The sequence below is a fragment of the Myxococcus sp. MH1 genome (assembly GCF_059738865.1).
In genome coordinates this window covers 2,434,798-2,450,888 of sequence record NZ_AP026947.1, presented here as the reverse complement: position 1 = coordinate 2,450,888, position 16,091 = coordinate 2,434,798, and the positions used below count along the sequence as shown (strand labels likewise).

Here is a 16,091-nt window from a genome sequence, read left to right as displayed (position 1 = left end):
CTCGCCCGACCTGGGGCGCTCGCCTATCCTTCCCCCATGAGTTCTTCAGCCCCCCTCGCGCCCACCTTCGCCACCCATGAAGTCACCAATCAGGCGCCGCCCCTGGTGTACGACGCCTGGAAGACCGACCTGCCCCTGCGGGAGGCCATCCACCGCGAGGGCGGCGGCTGGGCGGAGGCGGACATCGCGAAGTACGGCCCGCTGGTGGGCGGCGAATTGATGCAGCAGGGCTTCCTCGCCAACGAGAACAAGCCGAAGTTCAAGCCCTTCGACCGCTATGGCCACCGGCTGGACGAGGTGGAGTTCCATCCCGCCTACCACCGCATCATGGAGGCGGCCATCACCCACGGCATCCCCAACTTCGCCTGGCGTCACGAGCAGACGCCCGGGGCGCACGTGGCGCGCATGGCGCTGTCCTATCTGCACAACCAGGCGGACCAGGGCACCAGCTGTCCGCTGACGATGACGTACGCGTGTGTGCCCACCTTCCGCCACCACGCGGGCCTCTCCCAGAAGTGGCTGCCGCTCGTCACCGCGCCGTCGTACGACCCGCGCTTCATCCCGTCCGAGAAGAAGACGGGCGTCACCATCGGCATGGGCATGACGGAGAAGCAGGGCGGCTCCGACGTGCGCAGCAACACCACGCGCGCCCACCGCCTGGGCGAGAAGGGGCCCGGCAATCCGTACTCGCTGGTGGGGCACAAGTTCTTCTTCTCCGCGCCCATGAGCGACGCCTTCTTCGTGCTCGCCCAGGCCGAGGGCGGACTGTCGTGCTTCCTCCTGCCGCGCTTCACGCCGGACGGCGAGCGCAACGCCATCCGCATCCAGCGGCTCAAGGACAAGCTGGGCGACTGGAGCAACGCCAGCTCGGAGGTGGAGTTCCAGGGCGCGGTGGCGTGGATGGTGGGCGAGGAGGGCCGCGGCGTGGCGACCATCCTGGAGATGGTGGCCCTCACCCGGCAGGACTGCATGATTGGCTCCAGCAGCCTGATGCGCCAGGCGCTGGTGCAGGCCATCCACCACACGCGCCACCGCAAGGCGTTCGGCCGCAGGCTCGTCGACCAGCCGCTGATGCTCAACGTGCTGGCGGACCTGGCGCTCGAGTCGGAGGCGCACACGGTGCTGACGGCGCGCGTGGCCCGGGCCGTGGACGCAGGGCCCCGCGACGAGCGCGAGGCGGCCTTCGCCCGCATGGCCACCGCGGTGGGCAAGTACTGGGTGTGCAAGCGCGCGCCCATCTTCGTCAACGAGGCCCAGGAGTGCCTGGGCGGCGCCGGCTACGTCGAGGAGTCCAACCTGCCCCGGCTCTACCGCCAGGCGCCCCTCAACTCCATCTGGGAGGGCAGCGGCAACATCCAGTGCCTGGACGTGCTGCGCGCGGCCACCCGTGAGCCGGCCAGCCGCGAGGCCCTGTTCCAGGAGCTGATGGCGGCACAGGGCGGCCACCCCGCGTTCGACGCGGAGCTGGCCCGCATCTCCAAGGACTTCGCCGACACGGCCACGCTGGAGGGCCGCTCGCGCTTCGTCGTGGAGCGGCTGGCCCTGGCGCTCCAGGCCTCGCTGCTCTTGCGCGCCGGCAACAGCCAGGTCGCCGACACCTTCTGCGAGACGCGGCTGGGCGGCGCCCACGGCGCCTGCTTCGGGACGCTGCCCGCCCACGCGCCGTTGAAGGCCCTGGTCGAGCGCGCCTTCGGCGAGGACGCCTCGGCCTGAGCGGGCTGCTTCGCTCGGGGTGCTCCCTCGCCTGCTCGCCCAGGGCGGGCGAGGGGGCCTCCGGTCCATCCACCGCCCTGGCAGGAGGGGAACGCCTTCGTCTATCGGACGAAAGGATGGGGTGGACGCTTGCGTGTCGACACTGACGTGTTCTCTTGGCGGCTGGAAGAGGGCACCTTGGGCGACAACGACCACCTTCTGAACTCGAACGACGGGGTCATCACCTACTCGCGGAGGGACCGCGCCGGGCGGGACACGGAGGACCAGCTCCGGCTGCTCATCGCGAGCGTGTCCGACTACGCCATCCTCACGCTGGACGTGGAGGGCCACATCGCGAGCTGGAACCTGGGCGCCGAGCGCATCAAGGGCTACCGGGCCGACGAAATCCTGGGCCAGCACTTCAGCCGCTTCTATCCCCCCGAGGACATCGCCTGGGGCAAGCCCGCCTGGGAGCTGGAGTCCGCCATCCGGCTGGGCCGCTTCGAGGACGAGGGCTGGCGCGTGCGCAAGGACGGCACCCGGTTCTGGGCCAACGTGGTCATCACCGCCCTGTTCGACGAGAGCGGGGAGCTGCGGGGCTTCGGCAAGGTGACGCGGGACTTCACCCAGCGCAAGCACGCCGAGGAGACGCGGGAGCTGGAGCGGCTGCGCGAGGCCCTGCGGGCGCGCGACGAGTTCCTCTCCGTGGCCTCGCATGAGCTGAAGACGCCGCTGACGCCGCTGCAGCTGAAGCTCACCGCCATGCGGCGCATCGCGGAGACGAATCCCCAGGCGCTCCTGGCGGAAGGCAGGCTGTCGCGCGAGCTGGCCTCGGCGAGCGGCCAGGTGCGCAAGCTGGCGGACCTCATCGATGACCTGCTGGATGTCTCGCGCATCAACGTGGGCCGGCTCACGGTGGAGCCCGAGCGCATGGACCTGTCCGCGCTCCTGCGGGACATCGCCGTCCGCTACGCGCCCCAGGCCCACGTCGCGGGCTGCCGGCTGGACGTGGACGTCGCCGGGCCCATCGAGGGCACGTGGGACCGGCGGCGGCTGGAGCAGGCCGTGACGAACCTGGTCACCAACGCCATCAAGTACGGCGCGGGCAAGCCCGTCCACGTGAGCGCGAGGGTGGCGGACACGGACGCCGTCATCACCGTGCGGGACGAGGGCATTGGCATCGCCCCCACCCATCAGCGCCGCATCTTCGAGCGCTTCGTGCGCGCGGTGTCCGAGCGCAACTACGGCGGCATGGGCCTGGGGCTCTTCATCACCCACCAGATCGTCGAGGCGCACGCGGGCACCATCGACGTGGAGAGCGAGCTGGGGCGCGGCTCCACCTTCACGCTGAGGATTCCCCGCGAGGCGCTGCTCGCCAAGGTGGGCCCCACCGCGAAGCCCGCGCCCTGAGGCGCCGCTACGGCGCTGGCTCCGCCCGGTAGTCGCTCGGGAGGGTGAAGAGCGCGGCGCCGTGCTCGACCAGCCGGATGTCCGACAGCGTCAGGGTGCCGAACAGCTCGGACTCCTCGCGGATGGGATAGCCCAGCTCCAGGTCCATCCACCGCGTCACGGTGTCATGGGCCGAGTGCACGCGATGCCAGCGCCGGGCGCGACGTCCCGCCACCGCCTCCTCCGCCTGACGCTCGCAGCCCGGGCCTGGCGCCGAGCAGCCCCCGGGCAGGTGCAGCGGGAGGCCCGGCTCCTTCTCGTCCCAGTGCGTCTCATAGGTGTGCTCGCGGGCATTCAGCATCGCGCTCTCCCCGGTGCCCACGTCGAAGAGGAGCGTGTACACGGACGCGCCCGTGGCGTCCTCCAGGCGGATGCGACCGCAGCGCGAGACGAAGAGCCGGTGGCGCAACGTGCGGTCCCCATTCACGTGGGTGGCGATGGCGGTGAAGTCCTTCGGGTACACGGGGCGCGAGCACATCCCCGCCGCGAGCATGCCCTTGCCGTCACGGGGCGGGCTCGCCGGAGCCTCCCACGCCCAGGCCGCGCAGGAGACGGCCAGCACCCCCAGGGCGCTGCCCACGCGCCGGGCCCAACCCCCGCCGCGCGACGGCTCCACGGGCGCGCGCCCCAGCAGCCGACGCACCCGCGCCGCCAGCGGATGGCTGCCCGCGCCGAGCACCAGCGCCGGCCCCGACTGCCGCAGCTCCTCCAGCCCCAGCAGCGCGCCCGAGTACAGCCGCACGTTGCCGCAGAAGCCCACCGCCACGTCGTCACAGCAGTGCTCGCGCTCCAGCCGCACCTGCGCGGACAGCCACCGCGCCGCCGGGTGGAAGAAGAACAGCGTCTCCACCAGGCACTGCAGGAGGTTGACGGCGGTGTCGTGACGACGCACGTGGGCCAGCTCATGCGCCAGCACCGACTCCAGCTGCGCGGACGACAGGCGCTCCCCCACCCCCTGCGGCAGCACCAGCACCGGACGCACCACGCCCACCACCAGCGGGGACGGCGCGAGCGGGGACTCGAGCGTGCGCACCGCGCGCCGCAGCCCCAGCCGCTCCGAGACGCGCGACACCGTCTGGCTCAGCGCCGAGGACACGGGCGTCGCCGGCCGCACCAGCCGCCGCGACGTGCGCCAGCCGCCCACCAGCAGCCGCGCCAGCCCCACGCACGCGCCCAGGACCCAGAGCCCGCCGAGCACCAGGGGCCACGGTCCGAGGACGTCACCGGATGCCGCCGCCTGGGGAACGAACACGCGCTCACCCGCGGGCGGAGCCTCCGTCCGCGCCCCCTCGAGCCCGGACGGGGCCACCTCGACGGCGCGCGAGGCCGGCTCCCCCCGCGCGGCCTCCGGGGACGACAGCAATAGCGAGCCCACCGGCGCGAGCACCAGCGCCGCCAGCGCCAGACACCCCACCGCGTACCGGAGCCGCGCCGAGCGGCCGCGCAGGAGCCACAGCGCCGCCGCCGCGAGCAGCGCGACGAGGCTCGCCTGCCACACGCCCTGGGCCAGCCACACCGTGAGCACCCGGGCCCCCTCCTCCATCAGCCAGGTCGGGCTCATCGCTTGCCCCCCTTGCCCTCGTCCAACAGCTGGCGCAGGTCCTCGAGCTCCTCCTTCGACGCGGGCTTGAGCGACAGCGCCTGCACCGCGAGCTCACCCGACGCGCCACCGAAGACGCGCTCCAACAGGTCCTTCACCAGCTGGCGCTTGGTGCGCGCCTCACCGATGCTCGCCGCGTACACGTGGCTGCGCGAGCGCTCGTCACGGCTCACCAGCCCCTTGGCCGCCATCACCTGCAGCTGCTTGAGCGTGGTGGTGTAGCCGGCGCTCTTGCCGTCCTCGCGCCCCAGCGCCTCGTGCACGTCCCGCACGGTGCAGGGCCCGCGCTTCCAGAGCACGCCCAGGATGGCGAGCTCCACTTCCGTGGGAATGGCTTCTGTCGTCATGTCCCCAAAGTACGACTCGAATCGTATGTTGTCAACGACGCGCGTCGTACTTCGGGGAGGGGCTCACGAGGTGAGCGCGGGTGTGGCGGTCGCGCCCGGCAGGTAGGTGGCGATGCACCGTGAGAAGGACAGGCCCGTGTCCCGGGCACCCGCGCGGCCGGAGAGGCAGCCCAGGCGCAGCGTGTGGGCGAGCGCCACCAGCCTGCGCTGATGCTCCAGGGTGAAGTCGCGGCCGTTGGGGTGTCCGCCGAACAGGGGGCTGGCGCCCAGGCGTCGCCAGACCTTGTCCGTGTCCCAGCGCGGGAAGGCGGCGGACAGGTGCGCGTGCATGCCGTGGAGCGCCTGGGCACAGCACTCGAAGGTGTCCACGGGCGCCGTCGGTCCGAGCTCCAGCAGGAGGCCGTTGACGAGCGACGGCTCGATTCCCGCCAAGGACAGCCGCTGGAGCAGGCGCACTCCGGCGTCGTTGAAGCCCGCGAGCGCCCCCGGCGCGCCATCCGCCGGCAGCGAGTACGACAGCTTCAGCGACGGACACACCAGCAGGAGCTGCGACATGGCCGCGACGTGGCGCTCCAGGCCCGCGTCATCGTGGAGGAACGCGCTGTCGAAGGCGAAGTCGAGGTGACGGACCTGGTAGTTGCGGAGGATGGCCGCGTAGGTGGCGACGAGGCGGGCCACATCCGTCTCCTCGACCTCCAGTGGCATCAGCCCGGCGCCGCCGCCGAAGGACAGCACCACCCTGCCCCCGCTTCGTCGGAACGCCTCCAGGTCCTCCTTGCCGTAGTCGGAGACGGAGGCCTCCGCCTCGTGGGAGCGCCCGTCCACCGCGTCCACCAGCCGCAGGTGTCCGCCCCACGTCACCTTCCGCGCGCCGCCCGCGCGCACGCCCAGCCCGCCGAGCATGACGCCATCCAGCCCGCACGCCCGCGCCAGCTCCGACACGACGGGCCGGGGCGCGGACACCAGGTCCAGGAAGGGCGCGCGGGGCACGTCCCAGTCTCCCGCGTCCGGCGAGGGCGCCGCCGTGCGCACCATCACCGGAGGCGTGAGCTTCGACAGGTTGTCGGACAAGTCATACGCCGCCACCGACACCAGGTACTCGGTGCGAGGCGTCAGGCCGGTGAGGGTGATGGAAGGCCTCGTGCACGTGAGCGTCCGAGACTCCTCCCGGTCCACGCTCGAGTACGTCACCTGGTAGCCCGCGACGGCCACGTTGTCGGTGGACGCGTCCCAGCCCAGCGTGAGCAGCCGCGAGCCCACGAGCGTCGCGCGCACGCGCCGGGGAGACGAGGGCGGCTCGACATCCCGCGGCGGGTCCGCGGGCTCGCCGTCCACGGTGAAGCAGGAGGGGAGCGCGCCCCGGTGCACCCCTTCCGTCCGGATGGACAGGCGGAACTCCTGGGACGCGCGCGGAGCAATGGTCTGGCGCTCGGCCACCAGCGTGCCCGTCAGCGTGTCGCCGTGACGCCGCCACACGAGGCCGTAGTTGTTCTGCACCACCTGGTCGGGCGCCACCCGGAAGCCGATGGCGGGGTTGACCACCGCCACGTCCGACAGGTTGAGCAGCGTCACCTTGAAGGTCGACCACCAGGGACTGCCGCCCGCAACCCACTCCGGGCGCGCCACCACCACCATCGTGTTTCTGGCCATGCCGGCCGTTGTGCCGGATGGCCGCCGCACACGACATTGTCCACGGGGGGCGAGCCCCTGTCCTTCAAGCGACAGGGGCCCGGGTCAGTCCCCACCGCGTCCGAAGCGCGGCGGGGGCTACTTGTCCTTCGACAGGATGACGACGCTGTAGGGCCCCAGGTTGTTGAGGCTGCCGCTGGCGGGCAGGCCGTCCTTGCCAGTCCAGCGGCCGCCCACGTCGAAGCTCTGCGCGTTGCCGAAGTTGTCGGAGTAGCCCTTCCAGTCGCTGTTGTAGCGCACCTTCCACGTGCCGTCGGAGGGCAGGCCCAGCTCGTAGTCGGACAGGTGCTTGCCGCCGAAGTTGACGATGACGATGGTGTCGTCGCCCGCGCCGCCCTTGTCCCAGCGGTGGAAGGCCACGACCTTGTCGTGGTTGTTCACGTGGTGGACGTTGACGTGCTCACCGCGCAGCCCCGCCGTGTTGTCGTTCCAGTTGCGGCGCAGCTTGATGAGGTCCGTGTACGCCTGGTTGATGCCGGCGTACGTCTCCTTCTTCTTCCAGTCGAGCGGATCTCCGTCCTGGAAGTGGCCGTCCTCGAGGAACTCCTGGCCCTGGAAGAGCATCGGGATGCCGGGGCTCGTCATGGTGAGCGCGGCGCCGAGGATGGAGCTCTTCTTGGCGTGGTAGCCGCCCGCGTCCCAGCCGCCCACCTCGCTGGGCAGCCGCTGCTTGCCGTTGGCCACCTCGTCGTGGCTCTCCGTGTAGATGACGCGCTGGTTGGCGCTGCCGTTGTACTTGAAGCGGATGGCGTCGGCGACGGCGTTCATGTCCCGGGCCGCATCGGACGGGGCCGTCAGCGCCGCGCGGATGGGGTGCACGAAGTTGGAATCCCACTGCGTGTCGAAGTTGGCGCCGTCCGGGTGCGTGAGGCCCGCCTCGTTGCCCAGGTCCTCCGCGATGATGATCTTCTGCGGGAACTCGCGGTTGACCGCCTCGTTGATGTCGCGCAGCAGCTGCCAGCCCTCGGGGTTGTTCGCGCCGCTGGCCTGGCGGATCTCCTTGGTGGCGTCCAGGCGCAACCCGTCCATGTGGTAGTCGCGCAGCCACATCATCGCGTTGTCGCGCAGGTAGTCGCGCACCTCGTGGCGGCCGTAGTCCGGGCGCGTGTCGCCCCAGGGCGTCTTGGCGCGCCAGTCCGTGTAGAAGTAGCTGCCGCCCTTGCCGTACGTCTCGCCGTCGAAGTCCCAGTGGGGCAAATCACTGGGCCCCAGGTGGTTGTAGACGACGTCCATCACCACGCCGATGCCGCGCTTGTGCGCCTCGTCGACGAAGCGCTTCAGGTCATCCGGCGTGCCGTACGCGCTCTCCGGCGCGTTGGGGAAGGCCGGGTTGTAGCCCCAGGAGAAGTCCGCGGCGAACTCGGCCGACGGCATCAGCTCCACCACGTTGATGCCCAGCTCCTTCAGGTGGTCCAGCTTGTCGATGGCGCTCTGCCAGTTGCCGGGGCCCCAGCCGGGCTCGTCGTTGAACGTGCCCACGTGCATCTCGTAGATGACCGCCTCGTTCCAGGGCGGCATCTTGAACTCCCAGTCGTGCTTCCACTCGTAGGCCTTGTGGTCCACGACGACGGAGTTGCCCGTGGAGTTCGTCACGTCGTTGGCGCGCGGGTCTCCCTTCCAGCGCCAGTCGCCGTACTTGCCCTGCACCACGTACTGGTACTGGTCGCCCGCCTTCGCGCCGGGCACGTCGAGCGAGAAGTTGCCGCTGGGCTCGCGCTGCAGCTCCACCGACTGCCAGTTGCTGAAGTCGCCGGCCACCTGCACCCGCTGCGCGTTGGGCGCCCACACGCGGAACGTCGTGCCGCCGTCGTAGGGGATGGCGCCCATGCCCGGACGGCTGGAGGCCTGGGTGGGCACCGTCGCCGCGCTGGGCACCAGCGGCGTCGCCAGCAGGCTGCCGTCCTTGCGCGAGAAGGCCCGGGCCACCGGCCCGTGGTCCACCTGCGAGGCCTGGGTGGGCGCGCGCTTCGCCTCCGCGTTGCGCTTCTGGCGGGCGTCGTCGAAGAAGTCCTTCACCCCAGGTCCGCGCGCACCCGCGCCACCAGGGCGGGACAGGGCCTGGGGCGGCTGTGCCTCGGACTCCGAGGAGCGGGCCTGCGAGGACGTGGAGGAGGCAGCGGGACGGCTCGGTGGGGGAATCCGGGGTGACATGTCTCGGCCGTTGTCTGGAGAAATCCAGATTCAGTATCGGCCAGGAGCCCCCAAGGTTGCGTGTCCCATGTGTCACGGCGCCGCGGCCGTCCTCGGAGCCGTCTCCGCCTGATAACAAATACACGTTATTCGTGGTTCTGACGCTGCCGGGTGACGACGACGTCGAGCGCGGCGTCCCGCGAGTCGCTGTCGCCGCGGAAGCCCGCGTCGCCCACGGAGGGCCTCGCGGCGCCCCGGAGGGACTCGGCCACGAGCTTGATGTCGGCCAGGCCCCGCTCGAAGTCGCGCCCCATCACCTCGTCCATGCTGGAGAAGAGCTGGAGCGCCTTGCCCGCGAAGGTGTTCTCACCGGCCATCACCCAGGTGAGCGCCACTCCGCCCGGCGCGGGCGTCAGCGTGTACTCGGTGGTGTTGGTGGCGCGCATGGGCTCCAGGAAGTCGACCCGGATGCGGACGTATTCGTACGGGCGGCTCTCCACGATTTCCATCCGCCCGGAGCCGGTGCGCTGGCCCCGCCACTCGTAGACGGCCCCCACGCCCCAGGCAGCGCCCGTCAGGGAGACCTGCTGCGTGGGCTCCAGCTTCCACCACGGCGACCACTGCTCCCAGGAGCGGAAGTCGTTGACCAGCGTGAAGACGAGCTCGGCGGGAGCCTGGATGTGGGCCGTGCGCTCGACGCGGAAGGTGTCCGACCTGCGACTGATGGCCACGAACAAGCCCAGGACGATGACCGCCAACAGGACTCCGGGTGTCTTCTTCATAAAGCTCCTCGAAGGAGTGGCGCGCGCTCGGTCCGACCTCTCCTGAAGGCCCCCCCGGGCCGTGGACCGAGCGCGCCACTCGCCACTCTTTTTTCGCGACGAACGAGCAAGGCTCGGATCGACACGCTCCCCGGGCTTTTCCACGATTTCCCAAGTACCCGAAAAGATTGACGCTGGCGTCTGTGGGAGGTGGCCATTAGAAGTGGGCGACCCCACCCCGCCCGACATCATGCGAAAGACTCACCGTCCCCTGACGACCCTGGCGCTCGCGACGAGCCTCTTCATGGCGGCGCTGGAGGTCACCGTCGTCTCCACCGCGATGCCCACGGTGGTGGGCGAGCTGGGTGGCATCCAGCGCTACGCGTGGGTCTTCACCGCGTACATGCTGGCGTCCACCATCACCGTCCCCATCTACGGGAAGCTGGCGGACCTGTACGGTCGCAAGCCGGTGCTGCTGTTCGGAATCGGCCTGTTCCTGGTGGGCTCCATCGCCAGCGGGCTGGCGACGTCGATGGGGCTGCTCATCGCCTTCCGGACGTTGCAGGGCCTGGGGGCGGGCGCCATCCAGCCGGTGGCGCTGACCATCATCGGGGATTTGTACACGATGCAGGAGCGCGCGCGGGTGCAGGGCGCGTTCAGCGCGGTGTGGGGCGTGGCGGGGCTGGTGGGGCCTGTCACGGGCGGGCTCATCGTGAAGTACCTGAGCTGGCATTGGATCTTCTTCATCAACGTGCCGGTGGGCGTGCTGACGTTCGCGCTGGTGGTGGCGTTCTTCCACGAGCAGGTGGAGCGAAAGCCGCAGCAGTTGGACTACGCGGGCGCGGCGCTCTTGTGCGCGGGCGTGGTGGCGCTGCTCGTCGGGGTGCAGGGCCTGGGGATGAACCTGTGGGCGCTGCCGGTGGCGCTGGGGCTGTTGTGGGCGTTCGTCGCGGTGGAGCACCGTGCGCCCGCGCCGGTCATCCCGATGAGCATCTTCCAGTCGCCCGCCATCGCCATCTCCTCGGTGGCCGGGGCGCTGTTCTCCGCGGCGATGTTCGGGGCCACCACGTACGTGCCGCTGTACGTGCAGGCGGTGCTGGGCAGCTCGCCCACGGTGGCGGGCGGGATGATTACTCCGATGATTGTCGGCTGGCCGCTGGCCTCGGTGTTCGCGGGCAAGCTGCTTCTGCGCACGGGCTTCCGGCCGCTCATCGTCGGGGGGCTGGGGCTGACGATGGTGGGCACGGTGCTGATGACGCTGCTGCTCGTCCAGGGCGCGTCGCTCATCGCGCTCCAGGTGGCCATGGCGCTGTTCGGGGTGGGGCTGGGCTTCGCGTCCACCGCGCTGCTCATCGCGGTGCAGACCAGCGTGGGCTGGGAGCTGCGGGGCGTGGCCACGGCGAGCAACATGTTCTTCCGCACCATCGGCGGCGTGCTGGGCGTGGGGTTGATGGGCGGGGTGATGGTGTCGCAGTTGATGAAGGACCCGTCGGTGCCGCTGTCGGCCGCCAACGCGCTGCTGGGGCCCGAGCGGGGGCACGCGGCCATCCCGGAGGCGATGCTCAAGTCGCTGAGCGGGGCGCTCACCGCGGGGTTGAACATCAACTTCTGGCTCATCTGCGCCTTCTCGGTGGCGGCCTTCGTGTCGGGGCTGTTCTTCCCCCGCGTGAGCCGGAACACGAACGCGCCCGTCCCCAGCGACAGCGCCGCCGCGCCGCACTGAGCCGGCTCGGACCTGCGGGCCCCGCACACCTCGGAGGCCTCGCCCGTGCGGGCGGGGCCTGCGGGCCCGTGCGCGCGGGCGCCGCAAAGACAAACACTTGTCAGGTCCGGCGACGCTCCCTAGCTCTTCCATGGAAAGACATCTCCATCGCACTCCGGGCCCATGGCCTCCGGGCCCGCGCCGTCGCTCGAGGAGCTTCCCATGCACCAGGTGTTGGAAAGGATTGCCCATCAGAAGCTGGAGTTCTCGCGGCGGCCGCTGTTCGCCTTCCTGCGAGACACCTCCATTCCCCCTCGGGAGCGGCTGAGCTTCCTGCCGCTCATGTCCCACTTCATCATGAGCTTCGGGGACCTCAATCGCTACGTGCTGCGCTTCCCGGAGCCCCGGAACGCACTGGAGGAGGCGGTCAATCTCCATACGCGCGAGGACGAGAACCACTGGCCCTGGTTCCTCAACGACCTGGAGGCGCTGGAGCTCAACGGCCCGCGGACGCTGACGCACCACCTTCGACAGCTCTGGTCCGACGACACCGCGCCCGCGCGCCGGCTGACGTACACCCTGGCCGGCTGCATCCGCGGCACCAGCGCGCTCCAGCGGTGGGTGCTCATCGAGGTGATGGAGGAGACCGGCAACGTGATGTTCCGCGCGCTGACGCCCGTGGCGAAGGAGCTGGAGGAGGCCGAGGGCCTGCGCCTGGAGTTCGCAGGTAGCCTCCATCTGTCCCATGAGACGGGCCATGCGGTGGGCTTCGACGTGGACCACTCGGGCCTGCTCGAGGCCCGCCTCACACCCCGCGAGCGTGCGCCCCTGTTGTCCATGGTGGATGCCAGCCATGCGGCCTTCTCGGAGTTCGTCGACGCCTTGTACCGCGCCACGCCGCGAGGTCGACGGACCGCCGAGCTCCCGGGCCTGCGAGCCACGAGTCCGGCGGCGACCTGAGGACGCTTCGGCGATTGCTTCGCGGCGGCCGCTGCGGGCAGTCTCTGCGCGCCCATGCCCAAGATTGCGCCCGCCGACCTCGACTCGCTCTTCGCCCGCGCCGACAAGCTCCTGGACCAGTATCCGAAGAGCTTCGCCAAGGCGAAGGCGCTGCTCCAGGAGGTCCTCACCGCGCAACCGGACCACCTGGAGGCCCTGCACGCGCTGAACCGGGCCTATGAGCACGACCGGGACCACTCCCCTGGTGAGTGGCAGAGCAGGCTCCAGGAGCCGCAGCGCGCGGTGCGTGGACGCATCCTGGAGCTGACGAAGAAGGTGAAGGCGGATGGCGGCGACACGGTGGCGCACCGGGCTCGCGCGCTCGCGCTGGCACAGCACGCGGAGAACATCCTTCGCACGGACCCCACACCCGCGCGGCTGAAGCAGGCGGAGCAGTTGCTGGCCGAGAGCCAGTCGCTGGATGCGGACCGCCCCGAGCAGCGACGGGCCGAGCGCGGTGTGATGGCGTGGAAGGCCATCCACCGCGCGCGCAAGGGCAAGCCTGACGCCTATCAGGTCCTGCTGGACTGGGTGGCCGAGCATCCCCGTCCCTCGCCCTTCCATCCGGATGACCATGCCTCCGCGTTCCGGGGACTGGAGGGCGCGTTCGCGGACGAGGGCTTCCTCGAATGGCTGCGCGCTCGCAAGCCGCGGGCGGCCAAGGGCCAGCGCGCGAAGGACCTCGCGCAGGGGATGCTCCACGTCGGGGACTGGGATGTGTCCGCCGAGCTGAAGGGCCCCGTCACCTCGCCCTGCCGCGTGGGTCGACTGCTCGCGCTGCGCGCGCTCGGCGCCAACCTGGACTTCAAGGTCGGCGGCAAGTCGCTCCTCGAGCGCGCGAAGAAGCTGGGTGACAAGCCGCTGGTGCGCGAGCTGGAAGCGCTGTCGGGCGAGAAGCCGGACGCCAAGGGCAAGGCGCCCACCACGAAGAAGTCCAAGGCCGCGAAGTAGTCCCGGGCCGTGAAGCAGGCCGCGCCGGACGTGTACGCGACGGCCCCGGTGTTCGCGGACGTGCACGTCACCTCCGACGGGAAGGTGGCGGCGCTCGCGGGCACGCCGCCCCCGGCTCGTCGTCGCCGGGGACAGGCTGTGGACGGTGGTCCCCACCACCTGACGTCCTCGCGCGACGGGAAGCAGTTCGAGCCCATCGCGTTTCGGTGAGACAGCAGTAACAGCTTCGCAAGTACGCGGTGTTTCCCGGAGACCACGGCATCTCTCCGGGAGACACACCGCATGCTGAAGTCGTACGTGGCCCTGTTGCCCCTCGCCCTCCTCGCGCTGGTGGGCTGCTCGGAAGACCCCGAGCCCGCGTCGGAGCCGAAGGACCGCTGGTTCACCAACCGGGACGGGCTGAAGCTGCACTACCTGGAGGTCGAGGGGCGCGGCTCGCCCGTGGTCATGCTCCACGGGCTGCTGGGCAGCGCGCATCCGTCCTGGGTGGCGCCGGGCATCGCCGGAGCGCTGGCGAAGCAGGGCCACCGCCTCATCCTCCTGGACCAGCGAGGCCATGGGCAGAGCGACGTCCCCTACACGGCCTCCGCCTACGGCGAGCCCATGGTGCGGGATGTCCTCGAGCTGATGGACACCCTTGGAATCGAGCGGGCCCACCTCGTGGGCTACTCCATGGGCGCGGCGCTGACGCGCGTGTTGATGACCCGCGCACCCGAGCGGGTCATCAGCGCGAGCCTGGGCGGAGCGGGCGTGGAGGAGCTGGACCCGGTCATCCGCGCGGAAGCCGAGGCCCGGGACCCGAAGGGCACGGACCCCGACGAGCAGCGCATCCTCGACGCAATCGCCGGAGAGCCGCCGCCGGACCCGCGCTTCGTCGCCGCCATCACCGAGGCGTGGACCGCCTGGTGGCCGCCCTCCATCGACCTGCCCTCCCTGCGCGTGCCGGTGCAGGCGGTGAACGGCGAGTTCGACGCGCCCTACTCCAAGACGGTGCGCCTGGAGCGCGAGCTCGCGGGGTTCGAGAACGTCATCATCCCCGGCCGCACGCACCTGACGACGCTCATCGACTCGCGCTACGTGGACAGCCTGGTGGACTTCCTCCAGCGCAACGACGAGCGCTGACGCGGAAGAAACGGGAGCGCGTCCGCACCCGACGCGCTCCCGCACCCTCCCCGACAGCGCCACCTCAGTGGTGGTAGCCGGAGGCCTCTTCCCGCGTCATCGGCGCGCTGACCGGATGCCGGCGGAAGTGCTCGATGCACGCGAGCAGGTCCGTCACCAGCAGCGTCGCCAGGTCCCGGCTCACGCCGTGGCGCACCAGCACGCGCTGCACCACCAGGTCCTGGATGTTCGCGGGCATGGGATAGGCGGGCACCAACCAGCCCCGCTCACGCAGGCGGTCCGCCAGGTCGTAGAGGGTGAAGCCCGGGTCCGTCCCCTCCTTCAGCTTCCAGCACACGCCGGGCACGCCGCCCCGTCCGTCGTAGACGATGTCGAACAGGCCGATCTGCTCGATGGCCTTCGCGATGTAGTTCGCGGTTTCCGAGCACGCCTGCTGCAACCGCCGGTAGCCCTCCCGCCCGAGCCTGAGGAAGTTGTAGTACTGGATGACAATCTGGCCGCCCGGCCGCGAGAAGTTCAGCGCGAAGGTCGGCATGTCGCCGCCCAGGTAGTCCACGCGGAAGATGAGCTCCTCGGGCAGGTCCTCCTTGTCGCGCCACACCACCCAGCCGCAGCCCAGCGGCGTGAGGCCGAACTTGTGGCCGGAGGCGTTGATGGACTTCACGCGCGGCAGCTTGAAGTCCCAGACGACGTCCGGGTGGATGAAGGGCGCCAGGAAGCCGCCGCTGGCCGCGTCCACGTGGATGGGGATGTCCAGCCCCGTGCGCACCTCCAGCTCGTCCAGCGCCGCGGCGATGTCCGCCACCGGCTCGTAGAGCAGGTTGAAGGTGATGCCCAGCGTGGGCACGACGCCGATGGTGTTCTCGTCGCAGTGCTTGAGCACCTCCTCGGGCGTCATCACCATGCGCCCGGGCGCGAGCGGCACCTGGCGCAGCTCCACGTCGAAGTAGCGCGCGAACTTGTGCCAGCAGATCTGCACCGGGCCGCAGATGAGGTTCGGCTTGTCGGTGGGCTTGCCCTCGGCCTCGCGCCGCTTGCGCCAGCGCCACTTGAGCGCCAGGCCCCCCAGCATGGCCGCCTCGCTGGAGCCCGTGGTGGAGCAGCCCATGGCGCTGGACGCGTGGGGCGCGTGCCAGAGGTCGGCGAGCATGTTCACGCAGCGCGTCTCGATTTCGGCGGTCTGCGGATACTCGTCCTTGTCGATCATGTTCTTGTCGAGGCACTCGTCCATCAGCTTGTGCACCTGGGGCTCGGACCAGGTCTGACAGAAGGTGGCCAGGTTCTGCCGCGAGTTGCCGTCCAGCAGCAGCTCGTCGTGCACCACGGCGTAGGCATGGTCCGGGCTGTGCTCGTCCTCGGGGATGCGGTACTTCGGCATCGGCACGGACAAATCCGGCGAGGCGTAGACGTCATCGTTGAGGCGGTCCCGGACTTCGTCTTTTCCATGCAGGGGCATGTGCTCTCCAGGCGGTGAAGGCGCTCTGGAAGAGGAGATGGTGTTGCCCTCAGGTGGGAGCCTCGTTCCCCGGAGAGGGACGAGCCGGCGGGCAGCCGTCCGCTCCACCCGGGAGCCCCCGGTTGTCAGGTGCACGCGGCGCCGACGACGCACGGGGAGGCCCGGCAATGCGCCCCGCCGCGCGAGCCGGGTG

13 protein-coding genes are annotated in these 16,091 nt (G+C 70.6%); 7 read left to right on the top strand and 6 right to left on the bottom strand.

The features are described 5' to 3' along the window. Positions 1-36: 36 nt before the first annotated feature. On the top strand, positions 37-1,713 hold the full coding sequence (locus AC6JA9_RS10125; protein WP_223747974.1) for an isovaleryl-CoA dehydrogenase: 1,677 nt from the start codon (positions 37-39) through the stop codon (positions 1,711-1,713). A gap of 129 nt (positions 1,714-1,842) precedes the next feature. Continuing rightward, positions 1,843-3,102 (top strand): PAS domain-containing sensor histidine kinase, encoded by a 1,260-nt coding sequence (locus AC6JA9_RS10120; RefSeq protein WP_223747973.1) that lies wholly within the window; start codon positions 1,843-1,845, stop codon positions 3,100-3,102. A gap of 7 nt (positions 3,103-3,109) precedes the next feature. Here the strand turns inward: AC6JA9_RS10120 and AC6JA9_RS10115 are convergent, their stop codons facing one another. From AC6JA9_RS10115 to AC6JA9_RS10095, 5 genes are all read right to left on the bottom strand, one after another. Continuing rightward, on the bottom strand, positions 3,110-4,702 hold the full coding sequence (locus AC6JA9_RS10115; RefSeq protein WP_408891404.1) for a M56 family metallopeptidase: 1,593 nt from the start codon (positions 4,700-4,702) through the stop codon (positions 3,110-3,112). Then, entirely contained in the window at positions 4,699-5,088 is a 390-nt protein-coding gene (locus AC6JA9_RS10110; protein ID WP_223747971.1) for a BlaI/MecI/CopY family transcriptional regulator, read from the bottom strand. Before AC6JA9_RS10110 ends, AC6JA9_RS10115 begins: the two co-directional genes overlap by 4 nt. Positions 5,089-5,151: 63 nt before the next feature. Beyond that, the gene (locus AC6JA9_RS10105; RefSeq protein WP_497959579.1) at positions 5,152-6,738 is read right to left on the bottom strand and encodes a fibronectin type III domain-containing protein; all 1,587 of its coding nucleotides are present in this window, start codon (positions 6,736-6,738) and stop codon (positions 5,152-5,154) included. Between the two features lie 117 nt (positions 6,739-6,855). Next, a complete protein-coding gene (locus tag AC6JA9_RS10100; protein WP_497959578.1) occupies positions 6,856-8,928 on the bottom strand; it encodes an alpha-amylase family glycosyl hydrolase in 2,073 nt (690 codons plus the stop codon). A 125-nt stretch (positions 8,929-9,053) separates the two neighbouring features. Continuing rightward, a complete protein-coding gene (locus AC6JA9_RS10095; protein ID WP_483577258.1) occupies positions 9,054-9,689 on the bottom strand; it encodes an SRPBCC family protein in 636 nt (211 codons plus the stop codon). A 229-nt stretch (positions 9,690-9,918) separates the two neighbouring features. Between AC6JA9_RS10095 and AC6JA9_RS10090 the strand changes: the two genes are divergently transcribed. From AC6JA9_RS10090 to AC6JA9_RS10070, 5 genes are all read left to right on the top strand, one after another. Next, on the top strand, positions 9,919-11,391 hold the full coding sequence (locus tag AC6JA9_RS10090; protein WP_223784592.1) for an MDR family MFS transporter: 1,473 nt from the start codon (positions 9,919-9,921) through the stop codon (positions 11,389-11,391). A 201-nt stretch (positions 11,392-11,592) separates the two neighbouring features. Continuing rightward, positions 11,593-12,330 (top strand): hypothetical protein, encoded by a 738-nt coding sequence (locus AC6JA9_RS10085; RefSeq protein ID WP_497959577.1) that lies wholly within the window; start codon positions 11,593-11,595, stop codon positions 12,328-12,330. A 54-nt stretch (positions 12,331-12,384) separates the two neighbouring features. Continuing rightward, positions 12,385-13,320 carry a hypothetical protein gene (locus AC6JA9_RS10080; protein ID WP_497959576.1) on the top strand — a complete coding sequence of 312 codons (936 nt, stop codon included), beginning with the start codon at positions 12,385-12,387 and terminating at the stop codon, positions 13,318-13,320. 9 nt (positions 13,321-13,329) lie between these two features. Then, the gene (locus AC6JA9_RS10075; RefSeq protein WP_426747690.1) at positions 13,330-13,530 is read left to right on the top strand and encodes a hypothetical protein; all 201 of its coding nucleotides are present in this window, start codon (positions 13,330-13,332) and stop codon (positions 13,528-13,530) included. Positions 13,531-13,602: 72 nt separating this feature from the next. Next, a complete protein-coding gene (locus AC6JA9_RS10070; protein ID WP_497959575.1) occupies positions 13,603-14,442 on the top strand; it encodes an alpha/beta fold hydrolase in 840 nt (279 codons plus the stop codon). 64 nt (positions 14,443-14,506) lie between these two features. Here the strand turns inward: AC6JA9_RS10070 and gad are convergent, their stop codons facing one another. Next, positions 14,507-15,898: a glutamate decarboxylase gene (gene gad, locus AC6JA9_RS10065; protein ID WP_497959574.1), complete on the bottom strand. Its 1,392-nt coding sequence runs from the start codon at positions 15,896-15,898 to the stop codon at positions 14,507-14,509. Positions 15,899-16,091 lie beyond the last annotated feature (193 nt).

Coding starts and splice junctions, on each gene's coding strand:
- AC6JA9_RS10125 (WP_223747974.1), top strand. CDS start 37: ATGAGTTCTTCAGCCCCCCTCGCGCCCACCTTCGCCACCCATGAAGTC.
- AC6JA9_RS10115 (WP_408891404.1), bottom strand. CDS start 4,702: ATGAGCCCGACCTGGCTGATGGAGGAGGGGGCCCGGGTGCTCACGGTG.
- AC6JA9_RS10110 (WP_223747971.1), bottom strand. CDS start 5,088: ATGACGACAGAAGCCATTCCCACGGAAGTGGAGCTCGCCATCCTGGGC.
- AC6JA9_RS10105 (WP_497959579.1), bottom strand. CDS start 6,738: ATGGCCAGAAACACGATGGTGGTGGTGGCGCGCCCGGAGTGGGTTGCG.
- AC6JA9_RS10100 (WP_497959578.1), bottom strand. CDS start 8,928: ATGTCACCCCGGATTCCCCCACCGAGCCGTCCCGCTGCCTCCTCCACG.
- AC6JA9_RS10095 (WP_483577258.1), bottom strand. CDS start 9,689: ATGAAGAAGACACCCGGAGTCCTGTTGGCGGTCATCGTCCTGGGCTTG.
- AC6JA9_RS10090 (WP_223784592.1), top strand. CDS start 9,919: ATGCGAAAGACTCACCGTCCCCTGACGACCCTGGCGCTCGCGACGAGC.
- AC6JA9_RS10085 (WP_497959577.1), top strand. CDS start 11,593: ATGCACCAGGTGTTGGAAAGGATTGCCCATCAGAAGCTGGAGTTCTCG.
- AC6JA9_RS10080 (WP_497959576.1), top strand. CDS start 12,385: ATGCCCAAGATTGCGCCCGCCGACCTCGACTCGCTCTTCGCCCGCGCC.
- AC6JA9_RS10070 (WP_497959575.1), top strand. CDS start 13,603: ATGCTGAAGTCGTACGTGGCCCTGTTGCCCCTCGCCCTCCTCGCGCTG.
- gad (WP_497959574.1), bottom strand. CDS start 15,898: ATGCCCCTGCATGGAAAAGACGAAGTCCGGGACCGCCTCAACGATGAC.